The sequence below is a fragment of the Geothrix paludis genome (assembly GCF_022808815.1).
Classification (GTDB): domain Bacteria; phylum Acidobacteriota; class Holophagae; order Holophagales; family Holophagaceae; genus Geothrix; species Geothrix paludis.
In genome coordinates, this window is the sequence record NZ_JAKZLC010000001.1 from 1,194,616 (window position 1) to 1,206,814 (window position 12,199).

Here is a 12,199-nt window from a genome sequence, read left to right on the forward strand (position 1 = left end):
CTGGTGACAGCCATCACTTCTTAACCCCGAGGTCTTGAATTATAATTTTTTGAGACTCAATATCACAATTATGACGACGCCCATCCGCCTCCTCCCGCGCCTCCTCCCTGGCCTCCTGCTCGCCACGTCCCTGGCGGCCCAGGAGACGAAGGAAGGCCCCATCCAGGACAACTCCTTCCTCGTGGAGGAGGCCTACAACCAGGAACCGGGCGTGGTGCAGCACATCAGCACCTTCACCCGCTACCGGGAGAGCCGGGACTGGATCTATACCTTCACCCAGGAGTGGCCCGTGGGCGGGCTGAAGCACCAGTTCAGCTTCACCCTGCCCTGGCAGCGGCTGGGCGCCTCGCTGGACGGCAGGCAGGCCTTCGGGGACGTGGCCCTGAACTACCGCTACCAGCTGCTGGGCGACGGCGATGCCCCGGTGGCCATCGCCCCGCGGTTCAGCGTGCTGCTGCCCACGGGCGACGAGAAGACCGGCTACGGCAAGGGCGGCACGGGCTTCCAGGTGAACCTGCCCGTGAGCTTCACCCTGGGCCGCGCCTTCGTGGGCCACTTCAACGCCGGCGCCACCCATACGCCCCGTGCCCTCAGCCCGGACGGCGACCGGGGCTTCACCCAGGACTACAACCTGGGCCAGAGCTTCATCTGGCTGGCGGCCCCGCGCTTCAACGTGATGCTGGAATACGTCTACACCAGCGGCGAGACCGTGACGGGCCCCGGCCAGACCGATCGGCAGAGCACGTCCTACATCTCCCCCGGCATCCGCTGGGCCTACAACTTCCCCAGCGGGCTCCAGATCGTCCCCGGCATCGCCGTGCCCATCGGCGTGGGCGCAAGCCGGGGCGAGAAGGCCATCTTCCTCTACCTGAGCTTCGAGCACCCGTTCTGAGAAGCGAGTAGGGCTAGAACGTCCACTTCACCCGCGCCGCCAAGGTTCGTGGCGGGATGACGTGGGTGCCGCCGAAGGCGCTGAGGAAGTTGTAGAGGCCCTTCTCGTCCGTGGCGTTCAGCAGGTCCAGGCCCACCGACAGCTTCTGCCCGTTCTTGAGCGTCCACGCCTGCCCGGCGTTGAGGTTCAGGATGGTGCGGGACTTGATGCGGTGGTTGAGGCCCACCAGGCTGTCGGTCTCCGTCCGGACGTAGGGGATGCCGAAGGCGTAGTCCGGATTCCCGGCGACGGTGGCGGGGTCGCCCGCCTCCAGGCCCGAGTCGTACCGGCCCGAGGCCTGGGCGAAGAAGCCGCCCTGCTCGTACCGCACGCCCAGCTGGGCGGTGAGCTTCTGGTCGTGGTCGATGAGGTACGGCGTTCCGGCGGGCCCGTTCACCGTGGGATCGGCGGAGTCCAGGCCCCCGAGGGTCGGGCTGTAGTAGAGCGTCCGGACGGTGCCCGCGCTCAGGTAGGCGGACCAGCCCCGGATGGGGACCGTGTCCACGCGCAGGTCCAGGCCGTGGAAGCGCCCCTTCCACGCGCTGATGGGGAAGAGGATGCCCGTGTTCATGAACTGGCTGTTGTCGGCGGAGTTCCGGCTGTCCTTCCACCAGTAGTCGAGGCTGACGCGGGCCACCTGCCCCAGCTGCTGCTCCAGGCCCACCAGGTAGCTGTCCTGGGTCTCGGCCCGGAGCCGGGGCACGGGCGTGGCGGACTGGGTGACCAGGTTCCAGGCGGTCTGGGAGGTGGAGAAGGCCAGGTTCTCGTTCTCCGGCGTGATGAGCAGCCGGTCGTAGACCACCCGCACCAGGGTGCCGATCCCGGGCAGCGCGTAGGTGACGCCCAGCCTCGGCTGGAGCTCGTTCTGGGTGAAGTCCCGCCCCTGGTAGCTGTCGAAGCGGAGGCCCATGGCGAAGGTCCAGCGCCCGGCCTTCAGGTCGTCCTGGACGTAGGCCGAGGCCAGGGAGGGCGCGAAGCCGTCCGCGAAGCGGAGGATGTTCCCGCCCCCGGCGGGGGTGTAGGGATACAGTGGATCCGAGGGCCCAGACGCCTGGGCCTGGTCGGTGATGGCCATGTCGAAGCGCTCGTGCAGGGGGTAGCGCACGACCTGGAGGCCCACCTTGAAGGTGTTGTCGCCGTTCCGCTGGGTGTAGCCCGCCTGGGCGCCCTGGTTGTCCAGGCGCCGGTCCGAGCGGATCCACACGGGCGTGTCCGGCCCGCCGCCGCCGAAGCCCGGCTGGAGGTCGCGGGTGGGGTCCAGGCGCGCGGTGGCGCCGCGGTAGTAGACCGCCACATCCAGGCTGCGGTCCGCGCCCAGCAGGTGGGTCCAGCCCAGGTTCAGGTTCACGTCCGTGGTGTGGACCCGCTGGTCCTGCCCGGCCGCCTGCTGGGAGGCCAGGTTCACCACGTCCCGGTCCGTGCTGCCCCCGCTGGCGGAGAACCGGAGAATGTCGCTGGCGCCCAGCAGCCAGTCGAAGCGGGTGAAGAGCCTGCTCGTGGTGCCGTGGTTGTGCAGGTTCTCGAAGTTCACGGGGTCGAGGAACCGGTCGCTCTCGGAGGCGGCGCCGGTCACGAAGTAGCCGAAGGAAGCCGTCCCGCCGCGGGCCCCGAAGCCCAGCTCGCGGGTGCTGAACCGCGAGGCGCCCAGGGACAGCTCACCCTGGAAGGGCCGGGGCGAACCCAGGCCGGATTTGCTGGTGAGGTTCACCACGGCCGCCGGCTTCCCGCCGTACTCAGCGCTCACCCCGCCGGTGATGACCTCCATGCTCTCCACCTGGGAGGGGTCCAGGGAGTTCGAGAAGGTGGACTGCACCTGGTCGGTGACGGGCACCCCATCCACCACGTAGGTCACCTGCCCGTGGCTGCCGCGGAAGTGGAAGCGGCCGTTCTCGTCCTGGATGAAGCCCGGCGTGGCGAGCAGGATGCTCTCCATGGCCCGGCTCTGCACGGCAGTGGGGATCTTCTCGATGGTGGAGCGGTCGATGTCGATGTGGGCCGAGGGATGGGCCTCCACCAGGGACACCGTGTCCTCCACCGCCACCATGGCGGAGGCCTGGGCTGCCTTCAGCCGCAGGTCGAGCTGGGTGGGCAGGTTGGAGCGGACCGAGATGTTCTGGTGGAGGTCCTGCATCCCCGGCGCCACCACCTCCAGGTGGTAGTCGCTGAAGGGGATGTTGTAGGCGGCGTAGGTGCCCGAGGCGTCCGTGACGACCGTCTGGCGGAATCCGGAGACCCGGTTCTCCAGGCGGACCTGGGCCTGGGCCACCGGCCTTCCCTGGTCGTCCAGCACCCGTCCGGCGAGGGCTCCGCTGCCCGCAGCCGCGGCAAATGCAGGCCCAGCCGCAAGAAGGGCTAGGATGGTGGGGCCGAAGGGAGCATGGGACAAGGCGAGTCCTCCAGATGAAATTATTTTCCAACTGGAGCGTATGATCAATAGAAAACAATTCCATTTATGACGTCCAAGGCCACTAAACCCTTGGACCGCCTGAGCGAAGATTGAGATGCGATCAGCCCGTTGGGGAGGCCTTTGACATGAAGCGGAAGCAGATGTGGATCCTCGGCGGAGGTCTGGCGATCTTCGTGATCGCCGGCCTGAGCATCGCCGGCATGCGGGACAAGGGCATCGCCATCCAGGTGGCCACCGTGGCCCGGGAGAACCTGCAGGCCAAGGTGAGCGCCAACGGCAAGATCCAGGCGGTGACGAAGGCGGACATCTCCGCGAGCATCATGGGCCAGGTCACCCGCCTGGCGGTCAAGGAGGGCGACCGGGTCCACAAGGGCCAGTTCCTCATGGAGATCGATCCCCGCAGCGCCCGGGCCAACTCCGAGGCCATGCAGGCCAGCCTGCACGCGGCCCAGTCGGACCTGACCTCCGCCACCGCCAACCTCGCCCAGGCCAAGTCCGACTTCGACCGGGCCAAGGCCAACCGGGACGCGGGCATCATCTCCGCGGCGGATTTCGAGCGGGCGAAGACCGCCCTCGAGACCGCCCAGGCCGCGCAGGAGACGGCCCGCCGCCGCACGGACCAGGCCAAGGCCAACCTGAGCCAGTCCCATGTGGGCCTCGGCTTCTCCACCATCGCCGCGCCCATGGACGGCGTCGTCACCGCCCGCCGCATCGAGCTGGGCGAGACCGCTGTGCCCGGCCTCCAGAACCAGGCCGGCACCGTGCTCCTCACCGTCTCCGACATGAGCAAGGTGGAGGCCGAGATGGAGGTGGACGAGGCCTCCATCCCCACCGTGAAGCTGGGCCAGGAGGCGCAGATCCGCATCGACGCCTATCCCAACCAGGTCTTCCAGGGCCAGGTCACGGAAGTGGGCGGCAGTCCCATCCTGAAGACCAGCGTGAACGACGCCACCAAGTTCAAGGTGAAGGTGTGGATCAAGGATCCGCCCATCACCATCAAGCCCGGCCTCTCCGCCCAGGCGGACATCTTCACCGGCAGCCGCGACCAGGCCCTGGCCATCCCCTTCCAGGCCCTCGTCATGCGCGAGATCAAGCTGAAGCCCGGCGAGACCCACAAGCCCGGCGCGCCGCGCGAGGAGGAGGGCGTCTTCGTCATGGAATCGGGCAAGGCCAAGTTCGTGGCCGTGAAGACCGGCCTCATGGGCGACCTCTCCGTGGAGGTGCTCTCCGGCCTCAAGGGCGGTGAGTCGCTCATCACCGGCCCCAACCGGGCGCTCCGCGACCTCAAGGGCGGCGAGGCGGTCCGGGTGGAGAAGGCGAAGAAGAAGGACAAGGACAAGGACGAGACCAAGTCCTGAGGCTCCCATGAACCCCACTGAACTCCTCCGCGCCTCCTTCCGGGCGATCCGGGCCCACACCCTGCGCAGCTTCCTCACGCTGCTGGGCGTCATCATCGGCGTGGCCACCATCGTGGCCGTAGTGGGCGTGATCTCCGGCCTGAACACCTACGTGAAGGAGAAGATCATCGTCCTGGCCCCGGACGTCTACGTCGTCCAGAAGTTCGGGATCATCCGGAGCCGACGGGAGTTCATCGACGCCCTCAAGCGCCCGCCCATCACCTGGCAGGAGTACCAGCGCCTCTCCAGCGGCATCCTCAAGGAGTCCTCCCAGGTCTCCGCCGCCGCCGGCAACTCCATGCCGGTGCAGAGCGGCGACCGCCACCTGGACAGCATCGCCGTCATCGGCATCACCTCCAACTTCGCAGACCTGTTCAACCTGGAGTTCGAGGCCGGGCGGTTCTTCACGGACAACGAGGACCAGGGCGCCCTGAACGTCGCCGTCATCGGGGCCAACACCCGGGAGGAGCTGTTCCCCCACCTGGATCCCGTGGGCCGGACGATCCTGATCCGCGGCCTCCCCTTCCGCGTCATCGGGCTCATGCCCAAGCAGGGCCGGAGCATCGGCTTCAACCAGGACGGGCGCATCTACATCCCCCTCCAGGTCTACCGGAAGAACTTCATGGCCTCGAACGAGAGCCTGGAGCTGCAGATCAAGGCCCGGAACGGGGTGGAGGGCCTGGACGCCTCCATGGACGAGGTGCGGGCCCTGTTCCGCGCCATGCGGCACACCAGCTTCCGCAGCCCCGACCCCTTCGGCCTCCTCACCCAGGAGAGCCTGCAGGAGCTCTGGAAGACCATCAGCAGCGCCGCCTTCATCCTGCTGATGCTCATCTCCAGCGTGAGCCTCGGCGTGGGCGGCATCGTGATCATGAACATCATGCTGGTGAGCGTGGTGGAGCGGACCCAGGAGATCGGCGTCCGCATGGCCCTGGGCGCCCGCAAGCGCGACATCCGGTACCAGTTCCTCCTGGAGGCCGCCCTGCTCTCCGCCGCCGGCGGCGTCATCGGCGTGCTGGTGGGCTCCCTCGGGGCCTTCACCGTGCGGGCCGTGGCGGACTTCCCGGCCCAGATCACGCCGGGCATCGTCCTCGTGGGCATCCTCCTCAGCACCCTCGTGGGCCTGGCCGCGGGCTTCCTGCCCGCCTACCGCGCCTCCAACCTCGTCGTCATCGACGCGATCCGGGCGGAGTGACCATGGCCAGCCGCAAAGCCGGATTCAGGGGCATCGGCAGCGAGAACGTCAAGTTCGCCTTCCGGGCCATGGTGGCGCAGAAGCTGCGGAGCTTCCTCACGCTCTTGGGCATCGTGGCGGGCGTGGCCACGGTCATCGCCATGGTGAGCTTCGTGTCGGGCTTCAACGACGCGGTGACCGACAGCTTCTCCAGCTTCGGCACCACCCTCGTGCAGTTCCAGAAGTACGAACCCCGCTTCGGCGGCGGGCGCATTCCCGAAGAGCAGAAGCGCCGGCGCGACCTCACCATCGAGGACGCCGAGGCCCTCAAGCAGACGGCCACGCTCGCCTCGGCCGTGTCCCAGGAGCGCTACCTCTTCGGCAACGACGCCGCGAACCTCAGCATCAAGACCCCCGAAGGCCAGGAGGGGAACAACCCCACATTCGTGGGCACGAACCCCGACTACGCGCCGTCCAACAACTCCTTCATCCAGGACGGGCGGTTCTTCGTGGACGCGGATGTGACCCACACCGCCCGCACCTGCGTGGTGGGCCCCATGACCGCCGAGGCCCTCTTCGGCAAGCGGGATCCCATCGGCCGCACGGTGCTCGTGAACGGCGTGGCCTTCAGCGTCATCGGGCTGCTGGAGAAGAAGGGAAGCTTCCTGGGCGGCGATGCGGACAACATCCTGCTCATCCCCATCAGCACCTTCGACGAGATGTTCCCCCAGGTGAAGAACGGCGGCGGGGACACCATCCACATCGCCACCGTGCCCAAGGACCCGAAGCGGATGTACGACATGATGGACCAGGAGGTGGCCATCCTCCGGGCCCGGCGCGGACTTCGCGCCAACCAGCCCAACGACTTCGCCATCTTCACCAGCGAAGCCCAGCTCAAGACCTTCCAGCAGATCACCGGCGGCATCGCGGGCGCCATGATCCTCATCGCCGCCATCGCACTGCTGGTGGGTGGCGTGGGCGTCATGAACATCATGCTGGTGAGCGTCACCGAGCGCACCCGCGAGATCGGCGTGCGCAAGGCCCTCGGCGCCACCCGTCGCGACATCGCCATGCAGTTCCTGGTGGAGGCCATCAGCCTCACGGGCGTGGGCGGGGCAGTCGGCATCGCCGTGGGCCTGGGCATCGCCATGCTGGTGCGCCTGGCCTTCGAGTTCCCCGCCGCCGCGCCCCTCTGGAGCATCGTCCTCGGCTTCGGCGTCAGCACGGCCGTGGGGCTGATCTTCGGGCTGTGGCCCGCCCTGAAGGCCGCGAAGCAGGACCCCATCGAGGCGTTGCGCTACGAGTAGGCCACCGCGGGGGCCGGAACGACATGAAGGTCGCTGCCAACTCGGGCGAATTTTTTTGCCACCGATTTCAGTGATTCCGGTGATTGAAAACCGTTGGACCCCGCTTCAGGCCAGCATGGGCTCCATGGGAGGCGCCAGGGTCGCGACCCCTTGGAAGGCCGCGGCCCTGACGCCCCCCATGACTTCCGGCGAAGCCGGAAGCGGCCTCCGGCCGGCCCATGCGACGATCCTCCGAGTCGCAATCACCGCAATCGGCGAAATCGGTGGCTAGAAGCAGCTTTCCCCTCAGCCCTCCACGACCGTCTTCACGTTGAACGCCGGGGGGTGCTCGATGTGCTTCTTCACGGTGCACTGGCTGGCGGTGCGCACGAGGGCGTCGTGGTACTTCTCGGGAAAGGTGGGCGGCACCAGGATCTCCAGCTCCACGCGCCCCACCATGCCCGTGGCGGGATCGGGGACGGTCCGCTGGACCAGCCGGATGCCCTCGGTCGGAAGCTCCCGCTGACGGCAGAAGTTCAGCACGTAGATGCCGGCGCAGGTGGCGAGGGAGGCCTGGAAGAGGGCGAAGGGACTGGGCGCGGAGCCTTCCCCGCCGCCCTGGACGGGCTGGTCCGTCTTCACGGTGTAGGGCCCGAAGTGCGCGTCCACCCGCGCACCGCCCGGAAAATCGATGACCATGTCCATGCCCGGCTCCTCATCGCAGAACCCCATGGTCCCACAATATTCTATCATAATCAAATAGGACTATTTGGTAGCCCCCTGGAAGAAACACACCGCACCGCAGGATGACAGGGGCTCCGCGACGCACGACCATGGGGGAAGATCCCCGGAGCACGACATGACCCAGGCTGAGGTGCAAGGCCCCGTGACGCTGCTGGACCTGAAGTTCCAGGCGGAAGGCACCGTGGGGGCCTTCCTCATCCGCACCTCCGAAGGGCCCGTCCTCGTGGAGACGGGGCCGGAGTCCCTCTACGACCATCTCCGTGAGGCCGTGGCGGCGGAGGGCTTCGCGCTGGAGGACATCCGGCACGCCTTCATCACCCACATCCACCTGGACCATGGGGGTGCCGCCTGGCGGCTGGCGCGGCACGGCACGAAGATCCACGTCCATCCCAAGGGGGCGCGCCACCTCCAGGATCCGGCCAAGCTGCTGGATTCGGCCCGGCGCATCTACGGCGACGCCATGGACCGCCTGTGGGGGCGGCTCGAGCCCATCGACGCGGACCGGATCGTTCCCATGGAGGATGGCGCGACGGCGCGCCTCGGCGACGTGGCCATTCAGGCCATCCACACACCGGGCCACGCCTTCCACCACATCACCTACCGGCTGGATGACGGCCTCTTCACCGGCGACGTGGGCGGCATCCGCATCGGGCACGGGCCCACCATCCCGCCCTTCCCGCCGCCGGACATCGACCTGGAGGCCTGGCGGGACTCCATCGAGCGCATGCGCGCCACCCGTCCCGCCTTCATCTATCCGACCCACTTCGGCATCAAGCGCGATGGTGTGGCCCACTTCGACTCGCTGGAGGAGAACCTCCACCGCATCGCCGAGTGGGTGCGCCTGCAGCTCGCGGCGGGGACCACGGAAGCGGCCATGGTCCCCCGCTTCCAGGCCTTCCTGAACGGCCTGCTGGCCGGGTACGGGCTGGACGACCAGGCCATCCAGGACTACGAGATCGCCGATCCCGCCTTCATGAGCGTCTACGGCCTGGCGCGCTACTGGCGGAAGCGGGAGGCGCGGGGCTGAAGGGGCACGGGCGCCTACGGCTGGAGATCGAGAACGCCCGCGAGGGCCGCGGCTAGGGCCCTCATCTGGGCCGGCGTGGCCTTCCCCAGGCGCTTCGCGAGACGTGACTTGTCCACGGTGAACACCTGGGTGGCGTTGACCCAGGAATCAGCGGGCAGCCCATTCTCCTTCCCGCGGGGGATGGGAACGTAGAAGGCGTAGGCGCGGCCCTGGGCGGTGAGGGGCACGACGATCGTGGTGCGGGCCCCCATCGCATGGTTGCCGAGGTCGGACTGGATGACGAGGCCGGGCCGGAAGCCGCCCTGACCGGATCCCCGCCGGGGGTTCCAGTCCAGCAGCCAGATCTCGCCCCGGCTGCACCGCGGCAGGTCCATCGTCATTTCGGTTTCCTCGCCCGGTAGCTGCGCCGCCGCGGTTCGGCCGCCACCTCGGCCTGCGCTTCGAAGGCATAGGCCACATCCTGGGCCTCCGCATCCTTCCCGTAGGCCGCCCAGTCTGCTGCCAGCTTGCGCCGGGCGGCCGCCGCCTGCTCGCGCCGCAGCAGCTCCGCCAGCCAGCCGTTCACGCTCATGGCATGGGCCTCCGCCGCCTCCCGAAGGAAGCGCCCGAGGTCGTCGTCGAGGCGAAGCGTAGTGCTGAACATGATCTCATCCTTTACTATCATTTTATGATTTCGCCCGAAAATGGCAAGCCTGTATCACGCTGGTTCCCGGATTCATAAGGTATCGTTCATCGATTAATATTTATTGTTTATCAATAAAAAAATATTGACTTTCGATCTTATTGCCCTAGCTTCTCCTTCAAGGAGAATCGCCATGGACCGCATGCAACGCCTCAGCCGGATTTTGCGCCGTTATGCCTCGGTGGTCTTCTGGCTGTGTCTCATCATCTTGATCCTCTCCCCGGGGATGGTCTTCATCCGCGGTTTCACCCTGGATATCGCCAATCACCTTCTGCGCGTGCTGGATGTGGATGGATTCCGCTTTAACGCAAGCCATTCGGGATGGATGCTCAGGACTCTGGTTGGGGCCGTGACTGCCACCAACTTCACGATGGCCGTCTTATCTCTGGGCGCCCTGATCCGGCTGCTGCACCAGTTTGAGCAGGGTACGGCCTTCTCTCTGGAGAGCATCCATCTGGTGCGCTTCCTGGGTTGGGTCCAGGTCGCCATGGCCCCCATCGGATTTCTGTTGTTCTGGGGTCTGGCGGCCGCCACCAAAGCCCTCACCGCCCAGGCGATCCACCCATGGAGGTATGCGAGCAGTTCCTCGCTGAACTACCTGTTCTTCGGCGGCGTCGTACTGTTGATCGCCTATGTGCTGGAAGAAGGCTTCCGTTTGAAAACCGAACAAGACCTGGTCATCTGAGCCGTTCTCATGCCCATCATCGTGACCCTCGACGTGGTGCTCGCCCAGCGCAAGATGAAGCTGGGCGACCTGGCGGAGCGCGTGGATCTGACTCCCCCCAACCTGTCCATCCTCAAGACTGGCAAGGCCAAGGCCATTCGGTTCTCCACCCTGGAGGCCCTCTGCCGCGAGCTGGATTGCCAGCCGGGAGACCTCCTCCGGTTCGCGCCAGACCCGGATCCCTGAGCCCCGCCTTCCTGCTCTTCACATAACCGGATCGCGCAGCGATCCGGTTCCGGCACACTATCGGGCATGGACGCCAACGAATTCCGCCGCCTCGGTTACCAGCTCGTGGATTGGATCGCGGACTACCGCGAGAACCTCGAGCGACTGCCGGTCATGAGCCGGGTGCAGCCCGGCGACATCCGCGCCGCCTTCCCGGACCATCCGCCCCAGCACGGGGGCCGCGTGGCCCAGGCCCTGGCGGCCCTGGACCGGGACGTGCTGCCGGGCATCACCCACTGGAACCATCCATCCTTTTTCGCCTACTTCCCCAGCAACACCAGCTACAGCTCGATCCTCGGCGACCTTGCCGCCTCGGGCCTGGGCGCCCAGGGCATGAGCTGGCAGACCAGCCCCGCGGCCACGGAAGTCGAGGAAGTGGTCATGGACTGGCTGCGCCAGATGGTGGGCCTGAGCACGGCCTTCACCGGCGTCATCCACGACACCGCCAGCACCGCCACCTTCACCGCCCTGCTCTGCGCCCGGGAGAAGGTCTCGGGCTACGCCCAGAACGAGGAGGGCCTCCAGAGCGGCGAGGCGCCGCTGGTGGTCTACGCTTCGGACCAGGCCCACAGCTCCATCGAGAAGGCGGCCCTTCTCGCGGGCTTCGGCCGCAGCTTCCTGCGCCTCATCCCCACGGATGAGAACCACGCCATCCGGCTTGACCTGCTGCAGGCGGCCATCGAGAAGGATGTCGAGATCGGCCTCCGCCCCTGCGCCCTCGTCGGCGCCGTGGGCACCACCGCCACCACGGCCCTGGATCCCCTGCCCGCCCTGGCGAACCTCGCCGAAAAGCACGGCATGTGGCTCCACGTGGACGCCGCCATGGCGGGCACGGCCATGGTGCTGCCCGAGTGCCGCGGCCTGTGGGAGGGCATCGAGCGGGCCGACAGCCTGGTGTTCAACCCCCACAAGTGGATGGGCGTGGGCTTCGACCTCAGTGCCTACTACGTGCGCGACCCCCAGCACCTCATCCGCGTCATGAGCACCAACCCCAGCTACCTGCGCACGGCCCAGGACGGCCAGGTGAGCAACTTCCGCGACTGGCACATCCAGCTGGGCCGCCGCTTCCGGGCGCTGAAGCTGTGGTTCTACCTCATGGACGTGGGCGTGGAGGGCCTCCAGGCCCGCATCCGCCGCGACCTGGCGAACGCCCAATGGTTCAGGGAGCAGGTGGACGCCACCCTGGACTGGGAGCGCCTGGCCCCCGTGCCCCTCCAGACCATCTGCCTCCGGCACCTCAAGCCCGGCCTGGACGAGGCCGCCCTCGCCCAGCACAACCTGGACCTCGCCCGCCGCATCAACGAAGGCGGCGCCGCCTACCTGACCCCTTCCATGCTCAAGGGCAAGCAGATCCTCCGCGTGAGCATCGGCGCCGAGACCACCGAGCGCCGCCATGTCGAGGCCCTGTGGGAGGCCTTGAAGGCCGCGGCCAACTCCTAGAAGAAAAGACTGGAGCGCGAATCCGCCCTTCGCGTTCTTCTTTTCCCGTTTTCCGTTGCGTTCGCCAGCCCCCCTGGCCACACTTGGCACAGCATGATTCCTGTCGTGACCATCAACCCGCGCCCTAGCCACCCGATCACCGGCCGACCGGTTGGAGGGCTT

General features: G+C 67.3%; 12 protein-coding genes. 8 read left to right on the forward strand and 4 right to left on the reverse strand.

Annotated elements, in window-relative coordinates; translation table 11 throughout:
- Positions 1-70 precede the first annotated feature (70 nt).
- Positions 71-892: a transporter gene (locus tag MLE64_RS05410; RefSeq protein WP_243316759.1), complete on the forward strand. Its 822-nt coding sequence runs from the start codon at positions 71-73 to the stop codon at positions 890-892.
- Positions 893-905: 13 nt separating this feature from the next.
- Here MLE64_RS05410 and MLE64_RS05415 read toward each other — a convergent pair whose 3' ends face one another.
- Positions 906-3,317 (reverse strand): TonB-dependent receptor, encoded by a 2,412-nt coding sequence (locus MLE64_RS05415; RefSeq protein ID WP_243316760.1) that lies wholly within the window; start codon positions 3,315-3,317, stop codon positions 906-908.
- Positions 3,318-3,463: 146 nt separating this feature from the next.
- Here MLE64_RS05415 and MLE64_RS05420 point away from each other — a divergent pair, with 146 nt between their 5' ends.
- Genes MLE64_RS05420 through MLE64_RS05430 form a run of 3 tightly spaced genes read left to right on the forward strand, consistent with a single transcriptional unit; the run spans position 3,464 to position 7,216 of the window.
- Entirely contained in the window at positions 3,464-4,696 is a 1,233-nt protein-coding gene (locus MLE64_RS05420; RefSeq protein WP_243316761.1) for an efflux RND transporter periplasmic adaptor subunit, read from the forward strand.
- Between the two features lie 7 nt (positions 4,697-4,703).
- Positions 4,704-5,930: an ABC transporter permease gene (locus MLE64_RS05425; protein ID WP_243294174.1), complete on the forward strand. Its 1,227-nt coding sequence runs from the start codon at positions 4,704-4,706 to the stop codon at positions 5,928-5,930.
- A 2-nt stretch (positions 5,931-5,932) separates the two neighbouring features.
- Complete coding sequence (locus MLE64_RS05430; protein ID WP_243316762.1) at positions 5,933-7,216, forward strand: ABC transporter permease; 1,284 nt, start codon at positions 5,933-5,935, stop codon at positions 7,214-7,216.
- 285 nt (positions 7,217-7,501) lie between these two features.
- On the opposite strand, the gene MLE64_RS05435 is transcribed toward MLE64_RS05430, so the two are convergent.
- On the reverse strand, positions 7,502-7,900 hold the full coding sequence (locus MLE64_RS05435) for an OsmC family protein (protein ID WP_243316763.1): 399 nt from the start codon (positions 7,898-7,900) through the stop codon (positions 7,502-7,504).
- A gap of 154 nt (positions 7,901-8,054) precedes the next feature.
- Here MLE64_RS05435 and MLE64_RS05440 point away from each other — a divergent pair, with 154 nt between their 5' ends.
- The gene (locus tag MLE64_RS05440) at positions 8,055-8,966 is read left to right on the forward strand and encodes an MBL fold metallo-hydrolase (protein ID WP_243316764.1); all 912 of its coding nucleotides are present in this window, start codon (positions 8,055-8,057) and stop codon (positions 8,964-8,966) included.
- Between the two features lie 14 nt (positions 8,967-8,980).
- Here MLE64_RS05440 and MLE64_RS05445 read toward each other — a convergent pair whose 3' ends face one another.
- Positions 8,981-9,346 (reverse strand): type II toxin-antitoxin system PemK/MazF family toxin, encoded by a 366-nt coding sequence (locus MLE64_RS05445; protein ID WP_243316765.1) that lies wholly within the window; start codon positions 9,344-9,346, stop codon positions 8,981-8,983.
- Positions 9,343-9,609, reverse strand: coding sequence for a hypothetical protein (locus MLE64_RS05450; RefSeq protein WP_243316766.1), 267 nt, complete (start codon positions 9,607-9,609; stop codon positions 9,343-9,345). The genes MLE64_RS05445 and MLE64_RS05450 overlap by 4 nt, the downstream gene beginning before the upstream one ends.
- Before the next feature lie 172 nt (positions 9,610-9,781).
- On the opposite strand from MLE64_RS05450, the gene MLE64_RS05455 reads away from it, so the two are divergent.
- The 3 genes from MLE64_RS05455 (at position 9,782) to MLE64_RS05465 (ending at position 12,037) form a co-directional block, all read left to right on the forward strand.
- A complete protein-coding gene (locus tag MLE64_RS05455) occupies positions 9,782-10,333 on the forward strand; it encodes a DUF2975 domain-containing protein (protein WP_243316767.1) in 552 nt (183 codons plus the stop codon).
- Positions 10,334-10,342: 9 nt separating this feature from the next.
- Positions 10,343-10,558: a helix-turn-helix domain-containing protein gene (locus MLE64_RS05460; protein ID WP_243316768.1), complete on the forward strand. Its 216-nt coding sequence runs from the start codon at positions 10,343-10,345 to the stop codon at positions 10,556-10,558.
- Positions 10,559-10,624: 66 nt separating this feature from the next.
- Positions 10,625-12,037 carry a pyridoxal phosphate-dependent decarboxylase family protein gene (locus tag MLE64_RS05465; RefSeq protein ID WP_243316769.1) on the forward strand — a complete coding sequence of 471 codons (1,413 nt, stop codon included), beginning with the start codon at positions 10,625-10,627 and terminating at the stop codon, positions 12,035-12,037.
- Positions 12,038-12,199 lie beyond the last annotated feature (162 nt).

What these genes read in the sequence shown, in the direction of transcription:
- MLE64_RS05410 (WP_243316759.1), top strand. Translation starts at nt 71, where the DNA reads ATGACGACGCCCATCCGCCTCCTCCCGCGCCTCCTCCCTGGCCTCCTG.
- MLE64_RS05420 (WP_243316761.1), top strand. Translation starts at nt 3,464, where the DNA reads ATGAAGCGGAAGCAGATGTGGATCCTCGGCGGAGGTCTGGCGATCTTC.
- MLE64_RS05425 (WP_243294174.1), top strand. Translation starts at nt 4,704, where the DNA reads ATGAACCCCACTGAACTCCTCCGCGCCTCCTTCCGGGCGATCCGGGCC.
- MLE64_RS05430 (WP_243316762.1), top strand. Translation starts at nt 5,933, where the DNA reads ATGGCCAGCCGCAAAGCCGGATTCAGGGGCATCGGCAGCGAGAACGTC.
- MLE64_RS05435 (WP_243316763.1), bottom strand. Translation starts at nt 7,900, where the DNA reads ATGGACATGGTCATCGATTTTCCGGGCGGTGCGCGGGTGGACGCGCAC.
- MLE64_RS05440 (WP_243316764.1), top strand. Translation starts at nt 8,055, where the DNA reads ATGACCCAGGCTGAGGTGCAAGGCCCCGTGACGCTGCTGGACCTGAAG.
- MLE64_RS05445 (WP_243316765.1), bottom strand. Translation starts at nt 9,346, where the DNA reads ATGACGATGGACCTGCCGCGGTGCAGCCGGGGCGAGATCTGGCTGCTG.
- MLE64_RS05450 (WP_243316766.1), bottom strand. Translation starts at nt 9,609, where the DNA reads ATGTTCAGCACTACGCTTCGCCTCGACGACGACCTCGGGCGCTTCCTT.
- MLE64_RS05455 (WP_243316767.1), top strand. Translation starts at nt 9,782, where the DNA reads ATGGACCGCATGCAACGCCTCAGCCGGATTTTGCGCCGTTATGCCTCG.
- MLE64_RS05460 (WP_243316768.1), top strand. Translation starts at nt 10,343, where the DNA reads ATGCCCATCATCGTGACCCTCGACGTGGTGCTCGCCCAGCGCAAGATG.
- MLE64_RS05465 (WP_243316769.1), top strand. Translation starts at nt 10,625, where the DNA reads ATGGACGCCAACGAATTCCGCCGCCTCGGTTACCAGCTCGTGGATTGG.